This is a genomic window from Sphingomonas arabinosi (genome assembly GCF_036663715.1).
In the GTDB taxonomy this organism is placed as follows: Bacteria; Pseudomonadota; Alphaproteobacteria; order Sphingomonadales; family Sphingomonadaceae; genus Sphingomonas.
Genome location: NZ_JAXOJN010000001.1, coordinates 88,906 through 107,863 on the forward strand (window position 1 = coordinate 88,906; position 18,958 = coordinate 107,863).

Here is an 18,958-nt window from a genome sequence, read left to right on the forward strand (position 1 = left end):
GGGTCATGGCGACGGCGATCAACGTAGTGCGACGACCCGCATCGGGGCCGATCACGCCCCGGCAGCGTGCGGCGCGTATGCGTACGCGGCGGCGCTACGTCATTGCCAATGCGTGTTTCTCGGTGTTCCTTGGGTTGGTGCTCGTCGGTACGTCGGCGTTCCAGGAATGGGCGTTTTCCGGGGCGGTCGGCCAGGGCGACGCGGCAAATCAGGTGATGCAGGTCGTCATCTTCCTGATGTTGCTCGTCGGTAGCGGTATGCCGAGCAAGCGCGAACTTTTCTGCGTCCCCCTCGGACTCGCGGTGCTGCTCGCCTATTGCTTCTTCTCGGTAACCTGGGCGATCGTGCCGTTCATCTCTTTCCGTCGCATCACGTTGACCGCGCTCGTGGCCTGGGTGACGTTCCGACAAATCAACGACCTCGGTTCCGAACGGGCGTTGAAGCTCGTCCGCTACGCCTTGGTCACAGTGTTGATCGTCAATTACCTGACGGTGTTACTGACGCCCTACGGCATCCATTCGGAGGTGTTCGCAGAGGAATCATCGGTGGTCGGAGATTGGCGCGGGATCATCCCGCACAAGAACGTCGCGGGCGCGGTATGTGCGTTCACCGTCCTGTTCTTCATGTTCGACAACCGGCAGTTCCCCCGGATCGTCTCTGCGCTAGTGATCGCAGCAGCGGCTATATTCTTGTACTATACGCATTCGAGCACGTCTGAGATTTCGCTCGTTCTCGCGCTGGTGATGGGCCTCGCAATCCGCCCCTATAATGCCAGCCATCGCTTCGCGTTCGGAATTTGCCTGGCAATAGTTGTCGGGCTGGCGGCGCAAATTCTATTCGTGAACCTCACGGCATTGAGCAATTTCGTCAACGACCCGGGTGCGTTGACGGGGCGCGGCGCGATCTGGCCGCTGTTGCTGGAATATGCGAGCGAGCACCTGTGGACGGGCGCCGGTTTCAGCTCGTTCTGGCAGATCGGCCCTGACAGCCCGATCTGGACGCTCACGAGCGGCTGGGTCGCGTTCTACGCCGCGCATGGTCATAACGGCTTTCTTGATCTGCTCGTCACGATCGGACTGCCGGGAATGCTATTGGCAATCGTAGTGATGATCGTCTGGCCGTTGCTGCGGCTGTTGCTCAGCCAGTCGATTGACAAGCCGCGGCGATCGCTCCTGCTGGCGGTTATCGTCTTCTGCGCGGGGCATAACCTGGCGGAATCCTCACTGTTGAACGCCGCGTCGCTGGTCGAGGTGTTCCTACTGATTGCGGTGGCGATCACCTACCGCGAGTCCGATGCGAGCCCCGGCGCGCATCATGCGTTGCGCGGGAGGATGACGCGGTTGTTGCGGAGGCCGGTCCGGTTATCGCGACCCTGATGGCCCGCTCAATGGGTTCGGCGCGAGTGTGTGGACTAGCGGACGGACTGTTCCCAATTGTAGATAGCGGCGCACGATCGCCAAGCAGGCGCGGGCCGTTGCGCCTCCTGATCTTCATCGCATGGCTAGCGCTCGTAGCGTTCCTGGTCGCGCATCACGTGATGTGGCGCGACGAGGTCCGCGCGCTCAACCTTGCGACGCAAGGGGCCTCGATCCTGGACATGCCGGGCGCGGCGCGCGGTTATGGGCATCCGCTGCTCTGGCATGTGCTGCTGCGGTTGGGCACCGACCTATTGGGGACGAAACTGGTGCTGCCGGGCCTTGCGCTGGCGATCGGCATCGTTGCCGCGGCGATACTGGCATTCGTCGCCCGCCTGTCTTTGCCTGTGATGATCCTGACGCTGTTCGGCGGGTTCGCGACGTTCGACTATGTGGTGATGGCGCGGAATTACGGGCTTGCGATGCTGCTGCTGCTGCTCGTCGCCTGTGCTTATCCGCAGGTTCGGGAGCTGCGGCGTTATCCTTGGCTGATCCTGGGCTGCCTGTTGTTCCTGCTTTGCAACGCCAACGTTCATTCGGTCGTGCTGGCGGGCGCGTTCGGAGTCTTCTGGCTCGGCGATCTGGTCGCGCGCGAGGGGTGGGGTTGGAGCCAGGCGAAGCGCCAATGGCTCACCGCGATGATCGTCGCCGGCGTAGGCGCCTTGCTTGCGTTCGTATCGGTCTATCCGTCGGTCGAGGACGCACCCGCCGCCGTACACCGGAGCCTCGGCCAGACGCTGCTCCATCTCATACCCGGCGTCGAGTTCCAGCGGATTTTCGGCAATTTCAACGCGAGCCTGCCGGTCACGATCCTCGCGGCGGTGCTCGTCACCGGCAGCGTCGCCGCCTTCGCGCGCCGCCCCGCCGCGCTCGTCGCGGCGATCGCGGCGCTGGGCGGGCTGCAACTGCTGTTCGTGTTCGTCTATCCAGGCCACTACCGCCACGACGCGCTGCTGATCGTGTTCTTCGTCGTGCTGCACTGGCTGACGGCGAGAGGGTTTGGCGGCTGGTACGACAACGCATTCGCGCGCCGTGCGGAGCGGATCGGCCGGATCGCGTTCCTCGCCTTGCTCGCCGCACAGCTTCCCACGACGGCCCGCGCCGTCGTCCAGGCGATGAAGGCGCAGCCGCAGGGCGAGGCGAAGGCGCTGGTCGACCTGCTCGCGACCAAGGGGCTTTCGCGATCGGTCGTGATCGCGGATTCGGATTTCCTGATCGAGAGTATTGCCTATTACGGCGCGAACCCGACCTGGTCCGTACGGCGCGACCGGTTTACGTCGCTGGTGCCGATGACGCTCGCGGAGAGTGCGCCGATGAGCCCGGGACGCCTGCTCACCACCGCGCGGCGCCTCACCGCAGCCACGCACAGGCCGGTCGTGATCCTGCTCTCCGCGTCGCTCGACGATATCACGCAGCGCGCGGTGATCGATCGCGGGACCTTCGGACCGCTCGTCCTCGATCCGGTGGACATCGCCAAGTTCCGCGCCGCGACCACCAAGCTCGCGGCGCTGCGCACCGCGTCGGGCGATGAAGTATACGACGTGTATCGACTGGCACCGTAACGTCCGCAATTTGGGATCAGGGTTGCAATCGCTTGGCAGGCCCGCGCATAGCATCCTCAATTCAGGTCAGGCGTTTCCGGTGTTGTAAGATCCGGACGGGGAGACGACCGCTGTTCGAACGCGATCATCACAGGACTGCGCCGGACGCCGTCGATGCGCCCGCTGGCAACGTGCGGACCGCGACGATCGGCGGCATGAAGATCGCCCGGCTGCGGCGCGACGAGCTCGCAGCGTTGATGCTCGCCGACACGGCGCGCGCGCGGGCCGGGACGCTGACGGAGCCGCGCATTGTCACCTCGGCCAATGGCAGCGTGATCGCCGCTTATAACCGCGACGAGGACTATCGGCGGCTGATCGACGGCGCGGACATCGTCGATGCGGACGGCATGCCGCTGGTGTTCGCCAGCCGGCTCCTGTGCCGCGAACCGCTCGAGGAGCGCATCGCCACCACCGACTTCCTGCTCGACGCGGCCACCATCGCCGCGCGCGACGACATCCGCTTCTTCTTCCTCGGCTCGCGACCGGGCGTCGCGGCCCGCGCCGCGCAACATCTCCGCAGCCGCTTCCCCGGCCTCAAGGTCGTCGGCACGCGCCACGGCTTCTTTTCGCCCGACGCGATCCCGGACATTTGCGCGAAGGTGCGCGCGTCGGGCGCCGACGTGTTGTGGATTGGCATGGGCAGTCCCGCACAGGAGCGGTTCGCGGTCGACAACCGCCATCTGCTCGGCGGGGTCGCCTGGATCCGGACCTGTGGCGGGCTGTTCGATCATTACGGCGGCGGCGTATCGCGCGCGCCGACCTGGATGCAGGCGACCGGCCTGGAGTGGCTCTACCGGGCCGCGCGCGAGCCGGTGCGGCTCGGCTGGCGCTATCTCGTGACAAGTCCGGTCGCGATCTACTATCTGGCAACCAGAACGCATGATTGACAGCCCTCGCGCGGGGCCGGGATCGGCAGGGAGTTCGATGGAACCACATGTACGCCGCACCGTCCGCTACGAGGATTTCGTCCAGCCCCGCCGCCGTCGCTGGCCGTGGATCCTGGGCGTCGTGATGCTGCTCGCGCTGGCCGCCGGGATCGCCGCCTTCTGGTTCGGGGGCGATCACCAGGCGCACGCCGCACCGCCCGCTCTGTCGCAGGCCGGTGGCCCGGTCGCGTCCGAAGCCTATCAGTGGAAGCACGTCGCGATCGGCGGCGGCGGCATGATCTCGGGCCTGTCGAGCGATGCGTCGGGCAAGACCTTCGTCGCGCGCACCGACGTCTATGGTGCGTATATCTGGGACGCATCGGCGAACCGCTGGAGCCAGCTCGTCACCGCTGCGTCGATGCCCGACAGCATCCGCACGCAGAACGGCGCCGCCGCAGGCGCGTACGAGATCGTCGTCGCCCCTTCGCGCGCGCAACGGATCTACATGGCGCTTCAGGGCCGGGTCTATCGCTCCGACGATACCGGCAGGCACTGGGTCCAGCCCAACGCCGGCAATCCCTTTCCGATGGTATGGGACGCGAACAGCGAGTTCCGCCTGCACGGCCCGTTCATGGCGGTCGATCCGACCAATCCGGACATCGTCCTGCTCGGCACCCCCGCGACCGGGCTGTGGCGCTCTACCGATGGCGGCGCACAGTGGACGCATGTCGGCTCGGTCCCGGTCAGCAAGGATCGCAAGCCCGATGCCGGCGCGCAGACGCCCGGCACGATGCTCTGGTTCGAACGACCCGCCGGCGGCAAGCCGACCGGACGGCTGTTCGCGCTCGCGTCGGGCGCCGGCACGTTCGTGTCCAACGATGCGGGCGCGACGTTCCGGCCGCTTCCCGCGGTCGGGGTGCAGCCTCTGACGCTCCAGCGCGGCATTTTCGATCGTCGCGGCACGTTCTTCGGCGTCGACGACCTCACCAAGTCGATCTGGTCGTACCGCGACGGTCGCTGGCGTGATCTCACCGCAGACCTCGGCCTGACCGTACGCGAATATGCCGCCGTCGTCGCCAATCCGCGAGCCGACCAGGTGATCGTCGTCGATCGCGGCGGGCAGGGCTATGCCAGCACGGACGGCGGCGCGACCTGGAACAGCGTATCGCACAGCGCGAAGGCCGGGGAGAGCGATCCCCCCTGGCTGCGCGTCGCCAACACACCGTTCTTCACGACCGCGGACATGATGTTCGATCCCGTGGTGCCGAACCGGGTCTGGGTTGCGGCGGGCATGGGCGTGTTCTACGCCGACGTGCCGCCCGGCACGGGGGCGCTCGACTGGGTCAGCCAGACGCGCGGGATCGAGGAACTCGTTGCCAACGACGTGATCCAGCCGTCCGGTGGCTCGCCGATCTTTGCGGGCTGGGATTTTGGTATCCACGTGAAGGACGATCTCAACGCCTATTCGACGACGTTCGGCCCCGGCGAGCGGGCCTTGATGACCGTCCCGCAGCTCGACTGGACGCCGGCCACGCCCGGCTTCGTCGTCAGCAACGCGTCCGATGCGCGGATGGGCTGCTGTTCGGAGGACGGCAATGCGGTGATGGCTGGCACCAGCGATGATGGCGGTCGCAAATGGGCGAAGTTCCCGACGCTGCCGACACCGCCCGGCACCAAGGACGGCGATCCCTGGCGGATGTCGTTCGGGACGATTGCGGTTTCGTCCGGCGATCCGCAGAACATCATCTGGGCACCCGCGTTCAACCGCCAGCCCTACTACACCAAGGACGGCGGCCGCAGCTGGACCCCGGTCCGCCTGCCTGGCGCTAGCGGCAATAGCCCCGGATCGTTCCAGGCGCAGTGGATGCAACGCAAGACGCTGACCGCGGACAAGGCCGTCCCCGGCACTTTCTATCTCTATCATAGCGGCGGTGGCGCGAACGCCGGTCTCCAGGGACTGTGGCGGACGACCGACGGCGGCGTCGGCTGGGACAAGGTCTTCGACGGCGAACTCGCCCCGTCGAGCGAGCTTGCGGCAAAGCTCCGTTCGGTGCCCGGCCACCCCGGCAACCTGTTCTTCACCTCTGCGTTCGAACACACCAGCGACACCGGCCTGCGTCGCAGCATCGACGGCGGCAAGACCTGGCAAATCGTCCCCAGCGTCACCCGCGTCGACGACATCGCATTCGGCAAGGCGGCCAAGGGCAAGACCTATCCGACGTTGTTCCTGTCAGGTCGCGTAGCCGGCGAATACGGCATCTGGCGCTCGGTCGACAACGCCGCGAGCTGGCAGCAACTAACCGACTTTCCGGTCGGCTCGCTCGATCAGGTCAGCGTGGTCGGCGCCGATCCCGACGTCTTCGGGCGCGTCTATCTCGGCTATGTCGGTTCGAGCTGGATCTGGGGCGAACCTGCACCGTGCAAACCCGCGCCCTACCGGCCGCTGGCGGACGTGCAATGCTCGCTGGTCCGTTGAGTCGTCTTGGGGCCATGGGCGACCGACGGGGATTTCCTTAGAGGCGAAAAACTGTGTCCTTTATGCACCTGCACCAGTTACGATGGTCGCGGGTCTAACGTGCGATATAGCGCTGCACTCGGGATGAGCGCTTCACCCTCGGCCTGTATGATTACGCCGTGCAGAAATACGGCACTTTACCGCGGTGCGTAAGGTTGGGTCAGTCATTGTTCGACACCCAACAACGACTGTCTGAGCATTGAAAAGACTGCGCTACAGGCAGCAATAGCATCAGGGTCGCCAGGACTGCTTGTCGTTCCGCTGCGGTCGAACCGTCCTGTTTATCGACCCGAGACATTCAATTTTGCCTGGCATTTCGACACAGATTCGTTCGTTCTGACGTTGGGCATATTGACTACGCGTCGGCAATCTTCGGCGGGGGTAGCGAACGCGATCACCACGAAAAGTGTACCAACTAATATTTACTCGGTTCGATGAACAAAATGTAACAATGGGCGTATGTCAAACATCTGGTGTTCATTTCCAGACAAAAGTTGTACGCCCTGCCCGCAGGGGTGCGTTACGAATTCAAGGACATAGTGTGACTGATACGATTAATACGGTTGAGCTCGCTGCCGAACTGACAGCAGCGTGGCTCGCGAACCCTAATACACGCACCGCCGCAGACGACGTCCCGGCGTTCCTCGTCGCGATGCATACCGCTGTCGAGAAACTCGTCGGCAATGCCGACGTAGAGCCCGAAACTGCTGTCGCGCCTACATCCGAGCCAGCGGTGTCTGTCCGCAAGTCGCTCGCATCGCCCGATCACATCATCTCGATGATCGACGGCAAGAAGTACAAGACGCTGCGTCGTCATCTTTCGACGAACGGCATGACTCCGGAGCAATACCGCGAACGCTTCAACTTGAAGGCCGATTATCCGATGGTCGCCGCGACTTATTCCGAAGCGCGCCGGGCGATGGCCAAGTCGATCGGGCTAGGTCGTAAGGCTGGCACAACGGTTGAGAAGGCCGGCGAGGGCGCGATCAAGACCGTTCGCAAGGGCGGTAAGGCTGCAATCGATGCGGCCAAGAAGACGTTGGGCAGCGAAGATTAATAGCGATGGGGGAGAGGCTCGGCCTTTCCCTCTCGTCTATCAGGTGTGCCTACCATCCTCGACCAAAGCTTGTGCCAGCAAGGCTCGGATTGCCCGCAGGGCCGGGATCGTGGGGTCGCTCGTGTCAGGCGCGACTGACGTCGTCTTCTCGGCTGCGAGCAACTGTTGCACGCCGCGAACAGTATAGCCTTCGCAGTTTAGCAGGGTATCGATCCGGCGTACGAGAACGGCGTCCTCGGCCCGGTAATATCGACGGTTTCCTGCCCGCTGAAGTGGGCGAAGTTGGGAAAACCGTGTTTCCCAATACCGTAGAATGTGTTGCGGCAGGCCGGTCTCGCGGGACAGTTCGCCGATCGTCCTGAACGCGGTATCGGTTTTGCCTGGGCTGCTGGTTACAATCAGTGCGTTGCCGTCGAGTGTTGGGGCACGACAGTCGTTTAAGCCGACGCTGCTTGGGAGATCGCCATCGAAATCGTCGGCACTGTCGGGCACACTTGAATCAGTCGGCACCGACAATGCGCTCACGCATCATCTGGCTTGCACGGAAGGTAAGAACCCGACGGGGTGCGATAGGTACCTCGATGCCGGTCTTCGGGTTGCGACCGACGCGCTCACCTTTGTCACGGAGCACGAACGTGCCGAACCCCGAAATCTTGACGTTCTCGCCGTGCGACAGCGCGCCGCACATTTCGGCGAGGATCTGTTCCACGATCTTCGAGGAATCCGCACGCGACAAACCCACCTCACGATGGAGAGATTCAGCCAGATCGGCGCGCGTCAAAGTACCGGTCATCGTCATTCACAAGCTCCCAGTCTCGACGCTTCTCCTACACAAGCGAGAAGGCGACCGGAAGGGATTTGTTCTACAAGTGGATCGAACTCTTTTTCCGGGATTAGAAGCGGATAACCGCAGCGCCCCAGGTGAACCCGCCACCCATCGCTTCTAGGACAACGATCTGGCCCTGCTGGATGCGACCATCGCGTACTGCAACGTCTAGCGCCAGCGGTACCGAGGCGGCCGACGTGTTGGCGTGCTGGTCGACGGTGACCACGACTTTCGCGGGGGCGAGGCCCAGTTTGCGCGCGGTCGCGTCGAGGATGCGGGCGTTCGCCTGATGCGGTACGACCCAGTCGACCTGATCCGCCTCGAGCCCGGCCATCGCCAGCGATTCGGTCATCACCGAAGCCAGATTGGTGACCGCGTGGCGGAACACCTCGCGGCCCTTCATGCGGAGCTTGCCGACGGTGCCGGTCGTCGAGACGCCGCCGTCGACATAGAGGAGTTCGTTGTGACGGCCATCGGCGTGCAGCTTGGTCGTGAGAATGCCGCGGCCGCCTTCGTCGGCGGTGTCCTGCGCTTCGAGCACGATCGCACCGGCGCCGTCGCCGAACAGCACGCAAGTCGTCCGGTCTTCCCAGTCGAGGATGCGGCTGAACGTCTCTGCGCCGATCACCAGCGCGCGCTTGGCGACGCCGCTGCGGATCATGCTGTCGACGACCTGTACCGCGTAGAGGAAGCCCGAGCAGACCGCGGCGACGTCGAACGCGACGCAGTCGTTGATGCCGAGCATTGCCTGCACCTTGGTGGCGCTGGCAGGGAATGTCTGGTCGGGGGTCGCGGTCGCGAGCACGATCAGGTCGATGTCCTGCGCCTCGATACCGGCGGCGGTCAAAGCAGCGCGGCACGCGTCTGCGGCCAGAGTTGCGGTCGTCTCGCTTTCGCCGGCGATGTGGCGGAAACGGATGCCGGTGCGCTCGACGATCCACTCGTCGCTGGTGTCGACCTGTTCCGCGAGTTCGGCGTTGGACACGCGACGAGCGGGCAGGGCGGACCCCGTGCCGATGACCACAGACCGGATCATGCCGCCTTCTCCACGCTGCCGAGATCGTCGGCGATGCGTCGGATCAGATCGTTGCGGACCATCTTGGCGGCGTTGCCGATCGCGGTCGCGACGCCGCGATCGGTCGCGCCGCCGTGACTCTTTACGACGATGCCGTTGAGCCCGAGAAAGACTGCGCCGTTGTGATTGTTGGGATCGAGATGATCGCGCAGCAATTCGGTCGCAGGGCGTGAGATCAGGAAGCCGACCTTCGAGCGGACCGAGCTGCGGAAGGCGCGCTTGAGCAGGTCGGCGACGAATCGCGCGGTGCCCTCGGCGGTCTTCAGAGCGATATTGCCCGAGAAGCCGTCGCACACGACGACGTCGACTTCGCCGCGCGACAGTCGGTCGCCCTCGATGAAGCCGTTGAACTCCATGTCGACCGCTGGCGTCGCCCGCAATTGCGCGGCCGCATCGCGGATCTCGTCCGTGCCCTTCATGTCTTCGCTGCCGATGTTCAGCAGCGCCACACGAGGATGCGGGATGTCGAGTGCGGTGCGCGCATAGGCGGCGCCCATGATCGCGAACTGGACGAGGTTGCGCGCGTCGCACTCGGTGTTCGCGCCGAGGTCGAGCATCACCATGTCGGTATCGCCGAGCGTCGGCAGACGCGCCGCGAGTGCCGGCCGGTCGATCCCGGGCAGCATCCGCAACGACAGCTTCGCCATCGCCATCAGCGCGCCGGTATTGCCCGACGACACCGCGGCGGCGGCGCGACCCTGTTTCACCAGGTCGATCGCGATGCCCATCGAGGTCTTCTTGGCGCGGCGAATCGCCTGGGTCGGCTTTTCGCTCGACCCGACGACTTCCGGCGCGTGGACGATCTCCGAATGCTGCGACAGGTTCGGATGAGCCTTGAGCCCCTCACGAATCGCAGCTTCGTCGCCGACCAGCAGGAAGCGCATGCCCTCGAATTGATGACGCGCGAGGGCGACACCGGCGAGCATTACTGCCAGCCCGTCATCGCCACCCATCGCATCGACCGCGATCCAGCCGCTGTCGGGCATTCGCTATCCTTCGTTCAAGTTAGAGGCTTGCGACCTCAACCCTCGACCGAGAGGATTTCACGACCATTGTAATGGCCGCACGAGCCGCAGAGGTTGTGCGGGCGCTTCAGTTCGCCGCAGTTCGGGCATTCCTGGAACGACGCGATTGTGAGCGAGTCGTGGCCACGGCGCATGCCGCGCTTGGAGGGCGAGGTTTTTCTTTTGGGGACGGCCATTTCGGCACCTTGTTCAATCTAAAGGTCGGGGCTCTGAGTACGCCCGGACACGGAACTCGGCAACCGACATGAATGCCGGCCGCCTGAAGCAACCCATGCGGCCTGACGCTCGCGAAGCGTGGCGCTATAGCGATTTCGTCCCGCGTTGCAAGCTTTCGCCCCCGCGTTGCAACCATTGGTCGCGAGTGGCAGGACCTTCCGCGACATCCAACGAGGGGCAACGCCGTGATTTTACCCGTGACACTGACGATCGCAGCGGCTGCGGCCGTCGTTAATCTGTGGCTCGCCTTCCGAATCGTGCCGATCCGGGTGAAGGACAAGGTGCTGCTGGGCGATAACGGCAATGCGCTGTTGCAGGGGCGGATGCGCGCGCATGCGAACTTTACCGAATATGCGCCGTTCATCCTGATCCTGCTGGGGCTGATCGAACTCGCCGGCGGATCGACGACGTGGTTGTGGATCGCGGGCGTCATGTTCGTGATCGCCCGCGTGGCGCACGCGTTCGGGATGGACCGGGCGACGTCGAGTTTGCCGCGGGCGGGTGGCGCTTTGGTGACGTGGGCGTTGATGGCGGTGCTTGCCTGCTGGGCGCTGGCGATCGCGTATCAGGCGAATACGGTACCGGCCGCGAAGACGTTCCAGGTCGTGCCGTCGGGTGGCCGGGCATGAGCGCGTTTCGCTTCCTTCCCGTCGCGGCGCTGATGGCTGCATTCCCTGCCGTGGCGCAAGTCTCGCCCGAGCGATTGTCCGCGGACGTGAAGACGCTGGCCTCCGATGCGTTCGAGGGTCGGGCGCCGGGGACGCCGGGTGAGACCAAGACGATCGCCTGGCTGATCGCGCAGTTCAAGGCGATGAAGGCGCAACCCGGTGGGCCGAACGACAGCTGGACGCAAGCCGTGCCGCTCGTCCACACGCGCATGGGCTCGGGCACCGTCCGTGCTGGCGACACCGCGCTGGCGCAGGGGCGTGACGTCTATCTGAGCACCGTGCGCGGCGTCGATCGCGTCGCCATCGCGAACGCGCCGATGGTGTTCGTCGGCTACGGCGTCAGCGCGCCGGAGCGCGGCTGGGACGACTTCAAGGGCCTCGACCTCAAGGGAAAGGTCGCGGTGTTCCTGGTCAACGATCCCGATTTCGAAGCCGTCGCAGGCGACGATTCGAAGGGCAAGTTCGGCGACCGCCGGATGACCTATTACGGCCGCTGGACGTACAAATACGAAGAGGCGGCGCGGCGTGGCGCGGTCGGCGCGCTGATCGTCCACGATACGCCGGGCGCGGGTTATGGCTGGAGCACGGTGACCGCGCCGGCCGGCGAGAATTACGACATCGTGCGAAAAGATCCCGAGTCGCGGGTGATGCTCCAAGGCTGGCTGGAGGGTGGCGCAGCGGCTCAGTTGTTCGCAGCCTCGGGCCTTGATCTGGCAACGATGCGCAAGGCCGCGCGGCGGAGCGACTTCCGCCCGGTCGCGCTGAAACAGGCGTTCACCACCGACCTGACGGTGAAGCACGACACCGCCGTAAGCCAGAACGTGCTGGCGAAACTGCCGGGCAAGACGCATCCCGACGAGGTCGTGATGTTCGGCGCGCACTGGGACGCCTACGGCATCGGCGCGCCCGACGCGCAGGGCCGCACGATCCGCCCCGGCGCGAACGACGACGGGCTCGGCGTGGCGGGCGTGCTCGAACTGGCGCGTGGGTTTGCCAAGGCACCCCGCACCGACCGCAGCCTCGTCTTCGCGCTGTGGAGCGGCGAGGAGCGCGGGCTGCTCGGCTCGGAAACCTATGCGGTGAACCCGGTCTATCCGGCGGCGAAGACGGTCGCCAACCTGACGCTCGACATCCTCCAGACCGCAGGCCCCGCGAAGGACGTCATGCTCGTCGGCGCCGGCCAGAACAGCCTCGAGGACATGCTGGGCGACGCTGCAAAGGCCCAAGGCCGCGTCGTAACCCCTGAGGCGCTGCCCGAACGCGGGCTGTTCTACCGCGCCGATCATTTCTCGGTCGCGCGACGCGGCGTGCCGACACTGCTGCTGATGGCGATCAGCGGCGCACCCGATCTGGTCAAGGGCGGGCGGACTGCGGGGCAGGCGTGGCTCGACGGCTATATGAAATGCTATCACCAGACCTGTGACGCTTGGAGCCCGGATTGGGACTTCCGCGGTGCGGCGCAGGACGTCGGGCTGTTCCAGACGATCGGGACGAAGCTGGCGAACAGCCGTTTGTGGCCGGAATGGCGCGCTGGGTCGGAGTTCAAGTCGGTCCGGGGTGAGACTGCGGGGGAGCGGAAGTAAGACCAGCCCTCACGCTGGCAACCACTCCGGCGGAGGCCGGGGCCCAGTTGGAAAGGTGGCAATAACAGAGCGCGACGCCGGCCAATCTTCGTCCCCCAACTGGCCCCCGCCTCCGCGGGGGACCAGCTAGGTTTGCAAGCGGACGTTATTCCGCCAAGGCCCGATCGCTCACGAACATATTCGTCGCCCGCTCATGCGCGAACGTGCTCGCCGGCCCATGCCCCGGAATGAAGCTCGTATCGCTCCCCAGCGGCCAGAGTTTCTCGACGATCGACTTCACCAGCACCTGATGATTTCCCCCAGGCATATCCGAACGCCCGACCGACCCCTGGAACAACAGGTCGCCGACTTGGGCGAAGTTTGAGGGGGGGTGGTGGAATATAACGTGACCTTCGGTGTGGCCGGGGGTTTCGTAGACGTCGAGCAGGAGGTCGCCGACCGCGACCGTGTCGCCCTCGACCAGCCAGCGGTCGGGTTCGAAGTTCACACCCGAGATGCCGTACTTGGGGCCGTCCTGGTCGAGGCGTTGGAGCCAGAAGCGGTCCGCTTCGTGTGGGCCCTCGATCGGGACGCCGAGGTCGTTCGACAGCCGCTTCGCACCACCCGCGTGATCGATATGGCCGTGCGTGAGCAAAATCTTCTCGACCGTCACCCCCGCCTGTTCGACCGCCGCCATGATCCGCGGGAGGTCGCCGCCCGGATCGATCACCGCCGCCTTCATCGTCGCGGTGCACCAGATAATCGTGCAGTTCTGCTGGATCGGCGTGACCTGGACGATCGCGGCGCGCAGGGGCGGAGTGGCTGGATTTGTCATGGCCCCGAAATAGGATAGCGCGCCCTAAGGAGCAATCGGCGCTTGCGGTTTGCCTCGCGCTCCGTGCAACAGTCTTGGCGATGTGGACCGCGCCCTACGTGTTGCTCGACGATGCCCGCGCGGCAGGAGCCCCGGCGCGATTGTACCGCGACCCCGTCGGAATCGTCCGCGCCGATACCCTGGCCGAAGTCCGCCCCGCACTCGACGCGCTCCGCAAAGCCCGCGAGGACGGACTCCACGCCGCCGGGTACCTAGCCTACGAAGCCGGTGCCGCGCTCGCCTCCAGGCCGGTCGACGTCCGCACCGAAGGCCCGCTGCTCTGGTTCGGCCTGTTCGCCGAATACCGGACGATAGCGCCCGACGACGTCGCCGCGCTGCTTCCCGACCCCGCCGGCGCGTGGACCGGTGCACCCGCGCCGCTGATCGACCGCGAGACCTATGACGCCAGCCTGGCGCGCGTGCTCGACCTGATCGCGGCCGGCGACATCTATCAGGCGAACCTCACCTTCGCCGCCAGCGTACCGTTCGTCGGCGACCCGCTTGCGCTCTACGCGCGGCTGCGGCGGCAGGCGAAGGCCGGCTATGGCGCGCTGATCGACACGGGCGAGACCCGGTTCCTGTCGCTTTCGCCCGAACTCTTCTTCGCGCTCGACGGCGACACGCTCACCTGCCGCCCGATGAAGGGCACCGCGCAACGCGGCGAGACTCCCGAAGCCGACCGCGCACTCGCCGAGGCCCTCGCCGCCGACCCCAAGCAGCGCGCCGAAAACCTGATGATCGTCGACCTGATGCGCAACGACCTGTCGCGCGTCGCCACCCACGTCGCGGTCCCCGACCTGTTCACCGTCGAGACCTATCCGACCGTCCACCAGATGACCTCGACCGTCACCGCGACGCTGAAACCGGACTGCGACGCGGTCGACGTGCTGGCCGCGCTGTTCCCGTGCGGGTCGATCACCGGCGCGCCGAAACAGCGCGCGATGGAGGTCATCGCCGAGGTCGAGCACGCCCGCGTTCGTGGCATCTACACGGGTTCGATCGGCCGGTTCGACGCGAACGGCGACGCGATCTTCAACGTCGCGATCCGGACGCTGGCGGTCCGCGATGACGCGGCGACGATGAGCCTCGGTTCGGGCATCGTCGCCGACAGCGCGGGCGACGCGGAGTGGGAGGAATGCCAGGCCAAGGGCGCGTTCGTCACCGCCGGCCAGCGGCGCTTCGACCTGATCGAGACGATGGCGTTCGATCCCAACGAGGGGCTGACCCGTCTCGAAGCGCATCTGGCGCGGATGAAGGCGAGTGCGCAGGCGCTGGGGTTCACGTTTGATCGCCACACCGCGCGTAACGAGCTCCAGGCGGCGACCTTCCGGTTGCGGGGGCCCCGCCGCATCCGCCTGTTGCTGAGCCCGTCGGGCGCGATCGCGATCGAGGCGGCACCGCTGCCGCAATCGCCTGCGCAAGCGACCGTCGCGATCGTGCCGCTGCCGGTCGCCTCCGCCGACTTCCGCCTCCGCCACAAGACGAGCGCGCGGGCCTTCTACGACGATGCGCGCAAGGCCGCGGGCACGTTCGAGGTGGTGTTCGAGGATGCGGAGGGCTTTCTGACCGAAGGGAGTTTCACGTCGCTGTTCGTGCAGCGTGGCGCGACCCTCGTGACGCCGCCGCTACGGCCGAGCCAGTCTTCGGGCTTGCTTCCCGGCATTCTCCGCGCCGAACTGGTCGAATCGGGTCGTGCGATCGAGGCGCAGATCACCCAGGCCGACCTCGCCGCCGGTTTCTTCATCGGAAATGCGGTCCGTGGGCTCATTCCTGCCATCGTTACGGTTGCGAATTCGGCCAAGCGGAGCGTATAGCGCCCGCGAATTCCGCGGCGAAACTGCGGACAACCGCAAAGGTTACACCATGCACGCATCCGCCGCGCTCGGCCGCATCAGCCCTTCGCCGACGCTCGCGATCACGTCGCGCGTTCTCGAACTGAAGCGCGCAGGCGTCGACGTGATCGGCCTGGGTGCGGGCGAACCCGATTTCGACACGCCGGACTTCGTCAAAGAGGCGGCGATCCAGGCGATCCGCGACGGCAAGACCAAATACACCAATGTCGACGGCACGATCGAGCTGAAGCAGGCGGTCGTCGCCAAGTTCGCGCGCGACAACAAGCTCATCTACACGACCGACCAGATCAGCGTGAACGTCGGCGGCAAGCACACCCTGTTCAACGCGATGGTCGCGACGATCGATCCGGGCGACGAGGTAGTCATCCCCGCGCCCTACTGGGTGAGCTATCCCGACGTCGTGCAGTTCGCGGGCGGCGTGCCGGTGATCGTCAAGGCGGGACCCGAGGTCGGCTACAAGCTCGATCCTGCCGCACTCGACGCGGCGATCACGCCCAAGACCAAGTGGGTGATCCTCAATTCGCCGTCGAACCCGACCGGCGCCGGCTACACGATCGACGAGCTGAAGGCGCTCGGCGCGGTGCTGGCCAAGCACCCGCACGTGTGGATCTTCGCCGACGATATGTACGAGCACATCGTTTATGACGGTTTCAAGTTCGCGACGATCGCCGAAGCCTGCCCCGAGCTGTTCGAGCGCACGCTGACCGTCAATGGCTGTTCCAAGGCCTATGCGATGACCGGCTGGCGGATCGGCTATGCGGGCGGCGCGGCGTGGCTGATCAAGGCGATGGCCAAGCTCCAGTCGCAGTCGACGTCGAACCCGTGCTCGATCGCGCAGGCGGCTGCGGTGGCGGCGCTGAACGGCGACCAGTCGTTCCTCGCCGAGCGCAATACCGCGTTCCAAGGCCGCCGCGATCTGGTCGTGGCGATGCTCAACGAGATCGAGGGCATGCACTGCCCGACGCCGGAGGGTGCGTTCTACGTGTACCCGTCGTTCGCGGAGCTGATCGGCAAGACGACGCCGAACGGTCGCCTGATCGATACCGACGAGGCGATGGTCGGCTATCTGCTCGACGATGCCAAGGTGGCGGTGGTGCAGGGTGCGGCGTTCGGGCTCAGCCCTGCGTTCCGGATCAGCTATGCGACCTCCGACGCTTTGCTCCGCGAGGCTTGCACGCGAATCCAGACAGCGTGTGCCGCGCTGAAATAAGGCAAAGCTGAACGATCCTCTCCCGCAAGGGCGAGGTGGCTGGCGTTTGCCAGACGGAGGGGAGGGAGGGGTACGCCTGTTCCGTGTCCTCCCCCTCCGTCACCTTCGGCGACACCTCACCCTTGCGGGGGAAGATCGGAAGGGTTGAGCAACATTTGGGACATGCGGCGACATCTTCCGGCAATCCTGTCGGGTGATGCCTGCTGTACGATGAACGCATCGGCCACGGCGCGTTAATCGAGAGTTTCTAAAAACGACATTGTGGTTGGCCGGTATCTCCACGACATGCCGGTACGTAGCTGACGCCGATCCATCCGGTCGGTGTCATCATTTGAATTCATTGGGATCGCATCATGCGCAGTATCGTAAAGTCGAGTTTCTTCTGGCAGTTCAGCGGCGGTTTCGTCCTCGGCGCCATCGGTTTGCTCGCGATGCAGCCTGCGGAAGCCCGCCAGACCTTTGCCAGCCATTTCGAGCACAGCGCGCCCGCCACGCGCTGATCTTGCGCGCGTCTTGGCGAACGATCGGCGCAACACCATGTATACAAACATGAAAAAGCCGCTTCTCGCCACGCTTGCCGCCGTCGGTATTGCCGGGGCTTTCCTGTCCACCGGCACCGCACAGGGCGCCCGCGCCGTCGTCATCCCCGCCGTCAAGACCGACCTTCCCGCGGCGCCCGGTATCCAGACCGCGGTGCTGGCGGGCGGCTGTTTCTGGACGATGGAAGCGGTGTTCGAGCATGTGAAGGGCGTGAAGGCCGTCACGGCGGGCTATGCCGGCGGCACCAAGGCGACCGCGACCTATGATCAGGTGTCCGCCGAAACGACCCGCCATGCCGAAGCGATCAGGATCGCGTATGATCCGCGTATCGTGAGCTACGGCACTCTGCTGCGCGTGTATTTCTCGATCGCGCACGATCCGACCCGCCTGAACCGCCAGGGGCCGGACAGCGGCACCAGCTATCGCTCGGCGATCTTCCCGCAGTCGCCGGCGCAGGCCCAGGTCGCGCGGGCGTACATCGCGCAACTGGGGCAGACTCGGGCGTTCTCGGGGCCGATCGTGACGAAGCTGGAGACGGGGACGTTCTATCCGGCCGAGGCGTATCACCAGAATTTCTACGACCGGAACCCGACGCATCCGTATATCGTGATGTGGGACAAGCCGAAGGTTGCTGCGTTTCGCGCGGCGTTTCCGACGATTTCGCGGTGAGGGCTTTACCTCGAATTGCTACCACCCCGGCGAAGGCCGGGGCCCAATTGGAAAGGTCGAGGTAATTGTGGACGGTCCTTCGTTATATGCCGCTCCCAATTGGGCCCCGGCCTTCGCCGGGGTGGTGTGTTTGGCCGGGGGTGGTGCGTTATTCGCCCGGTGATGTGTTTTCGCCGGGTTGTGCGTTACGAGTGTAGGCGCCCTTCAAGCAGCCACCGGAAACCGCAGCATTCGGTCCGCCACCGGCACCATCGCCTCGGCCCCGACCCCAACCGCCCGGACGATCTCCGGATGGTCCACGTCCAGCCCTCCGGTCAGCGACCCGAACGCCGGTAAAATCAGCTTCGTTGCGGTCGCCACGAAACAGCGCCGTGCAACCGACTTACCCCGCACGCGCAACCGCAGCTTCGGATGGAAATGCCCCGACAATTCCGGTCGCGTCTCCGTCCGGTCGGCTTCGTGGCGCAGCACCAGGCCGTCGACGACGACCTCGTCCACGACCTCTCCGCCACACCGGTCGAGGATCGCCGGATCGTGATTGCCCGTGATCCAGGTCCAGCGCGTGCCGTCGGTCATTGCGCGCAGCATGTCCTGCGCGCGTTGCGGCAGTCGCTCGCACCCGTCGCTGTCGTGGAAGCTGTCACCCAGGCACCAGACCTCGCGTGCGCCGGTTGCGGTAACCAGCGCGGTGAGATCGGCCAATGTCGCGATCGAATCATAGGGCGGCAGCATCTGGCCACGCTGGGCGAACCAGCTCGCCTTCTCGAAATGCAGGTCGGCGACCAGCAGCGCACGCCGCTCCGGCCAGAACAGCGCGCCTTGCGCCAACGCCAGAAGCGCATGTCCGCCGAACGAAAAGGGAACCATTTCCTCGCCATGCCGGTGCCCGCCGCGTGAATCAACCCGCCATCGGTTAATCCCGCGTCCAATCCGGCGTCCGATCGGGCACGCCAGCAGGCACGGGCCGGCGGCACTTGCGCATGCCC

Annotated in this window: 18 protein-coding genes; 11 read left to right on the forward strand and 7 right to left on the reverse strand. The window is 65.4% G+C overall.

The features are described from left to right. Window positions 1–5 precede the first annotated feature (5 nt). From U1708_RS00420 to U1708_RS00440, 5 genes are all read left to right on the forward strand, one after another. Complete coding sequence (locus tag U1708_RS00420) at window positions 6–1,376, forward strand: O-antigen ligase family protein (protein WP_332741630.1); 1,371 nt, start codon at window positions 6–8, stop codon at window positions 1,374–1,376. 98 nt (window positions 1,377–1,474) lie between these two features. Next, window positions 1,475–2,977 (forward strand): hypothetical protein, encoded by a 1,503-nt coding sequence (locus U1708_RS00425; RefSeq protein ID WP_332741632.1) that lies wholly within the window; start codon window positions 1,475–1,477, stop codon window positions 2,975–2,977. 170 nt (window positions 2,978–3,147) lie between these two features. Further along, window positions 3,148–3,903: a WecB/TagA/CpsF family glycosyltransferase gene (locus U1708_RS00430; RefSeq protein WP_332741634.1), complete on the forward strand. Its 756-nt coding sequence runs from the start codon at window positions 3,148–3,150 to the stop codon at window positions 3,901–3,903. 37 nt (window positions 3,904–3,940) lie between these two features. Further along, window positions 3,941–6,358, forward strand: coding sequence for a WD40/YVTN/BNR-like repeat-containing protein (locus tag U1708_RS00435; protein WP_332741636.1), 2,418 nt, complete (start codon window positions 3,941–3,943; stop codon window positions 6,356–6,358). Between the two features lie 580 nt (window positions 6,359–6,938). Beyond that, entirely contained in the window at window positions 6,939–7,454 is a 516-nt protein-coding gene (locus U1708_RS00440; protein ID WP_332741639.1) for a Ros/MucR family transcriptional regulator, read from the forward strand. A 39-nt stretch (window positions 7,455–7,493) separates the two neighbouring features. Here U1708_RS00440 and U1708_RS00445 read toward each other — a convergent pair whose 3' ends face one another. The 5 genes from U1708_RS00445 to rpmF form a co-directional block, all read right to left on the reverse strand. Next, window positions 7,494–7,853 carry a MerR family transcriptional regulator gene (locus U1708_RS00445; protein ID WP_332742568.1) on the reverse strand — a complete coding sequence of 120 codons (360 nt, stop codon included), beginning with the start codon at window positions 7,851–7,853 and terminating at the stop codon, window positions 7,494–7,496. A gap of 100 nt (window positions 7,854–7,953) precedes the next feature. Beyond that, window positions 7,954–8,253: an integration host factor subunit alpha gene (locus U1708_RS00450; RefSeq protein WP_307088196.1), complete on the reverse strand. Its 300-nt coding sequence runs from the start codon at window positions 8,251–8,253 to the stop codon at window positions 7,954–7,956. Between the two features lie 94 nt (window positions 8,254–8,347). Beyond that, window positions 8,348–9,316: a beta-ketoacyl-ACP synthase III gene (locus tag U1708_RS00455; protein ID WP_332741642.1), complete on the reverse strand. Its 969-nt coding sequence runs from the start codon at window positions 9,314–9,316 to the stop codon at window positions 8,348–8,350. Further along, complete coding sequence (gene plsX / locus U1708_RS00460; protein ID WP_332741644.1) at window positions 9,313–10,341, reverse strand: phosphate acyltransferase PlsX; 1,029 nt, start codon at window positions 10,339–10,341, stop codon at window positions 9,313–9,315. The genes U1708_RS00455 and plsX overlap by 4 nt, the downstream gene beginning before the upstream one ends. A 35-nt stretch (window positions 10,342–10,376) precedes the next feature. Next, on the reverse strand, window positions 10,377–10,556 hold the full coding sequence (gene rpmF, locus U1708_RS00465) for a 50S ribosomal protein L32 (protein WP_128455117.1): 180 nt from the start codon (window positions 10,554–10,556) through the stop codon (window positions 10,377–10,379). 225 nt (window positions 10,557–10,781) lie between these two features. Between rpmF and U1708_RS00470 the strand changes: the two genes are divergently transcribed. Together U1708_RS00470 and U1708_RS00475 are read left to right on the forward strand one after the other, a co-directional pair. Further along, on the forward strand, window positions 10,782–11,225 hold the full coding sequence (locus U1708_RS00470) for an MAPEG family protein (protein ID WP_332741648.1): 444 nt from the start codon (window positions 10,782–10,784) through the stop codon (window positions 11,223–11,225). Then, complete coding sequence (locus tag U1708_RS00475) at window positions 11,222–12,847, forward strand: M28 family metallopeptidase (RefSeq protein WP_332741650.1); 1,626 nt, start codon at window positions 11,222–11,224, stop codon at window positions 12,845–12,847. The genes U1708_RS00470 and U1708_RS00475 overlap by 4 nt, the downstream gene beginning before the upstream one ends. A gap of 145 nt (window positions 12,848–12,992) precedes the next feature. Here the strand turns inward: U1708_RS00475 and U1708_RS00480 are convergent, their stop codons facing one another. Then, window positions 12,993–13,661: an MBL fold metallo-hydrolase gene (locus U1708_RS00480; RefSeq protein WP_332741653.1), complete on the reverse strand. Its 669-nt coding sequence runs from the start codon at window positions 13,659–13,661 to the stop codon at window positions 12,993–12,995. An 80-nt stretch (window positions 13,662–13,741) separates the two neighbouring features. Between U1708_RS00480 and pabB the strand changes: the two genes are divergently transcribed. The 4 genes from pabB (at window position 13,742) to msrA (ending at window position 17,972) form a co-directional block, all read left to right on the forward strand. Next, window positions 13,742–15,514 (forward strand): aminodeoxychorismate synthase component I, encoded by a 1,773-nt coding sequence (gene pabB / locus U1708_RS00485; RefSeq protein WP_332741655.1) that lies wholly within the window; start codon window positions 13,742–13,744, stop codon window positions 15,512–15,514. Window positions 15,515–15,563: 49 nt separating this feature from the next. Continuing rightward, complete coding sequence (locus tag U1708_RS00490) at window positions 15,564–16,763, forward strand: pyridoxal phosphate-dependent aminotransferase (RefSeq protein WP_332741657.1); 1,200 nt, start codon at window positions 15,564–15,566, stop codon at window positions 16,761–16,763. Between the two features lie 353 nt (window positions 16,764–17,116). Next, window positions 17,117–17,263: a hypothetical protein gene (locus U1708_RS00495; protein ID WP_307088212.1), complete on the forward strand. Its 147-nt coding sequence runs from the start codon at window positions 17,117–17,119 to the stop codon at window positions 17,261–17,263. A gap of 49 nt (window positions 17,264–17,312) precedes the next feature. Next, entirely contained in the window at window positions 17,313–17,972 is a 660-nt protein-coding gene (gene msrA, locus U1708_RS00500; protein ID WP_332741660.1) for a peptide-methionine (S)-S-oxide reductase MsrA, read from the forward strand. Window positions 17,973–18,176: 204 nt separating this feature from the next. Here the strand turns inward: msrA and pdeM are convergent, their stop codons facing one another. Further along, entirely contained in the window at window positions 18,177–18,839 is a 663-nt protein-coding gene (gene pdeM / locus U1708_RS00505) for a ligase-associated DNA damage response endonuclease PdeM (RefSeq protein ID WP_332741662.1), read from the reverse strand. Window positions 18,840–18,958: the final 119 nt, after the last annotated feature.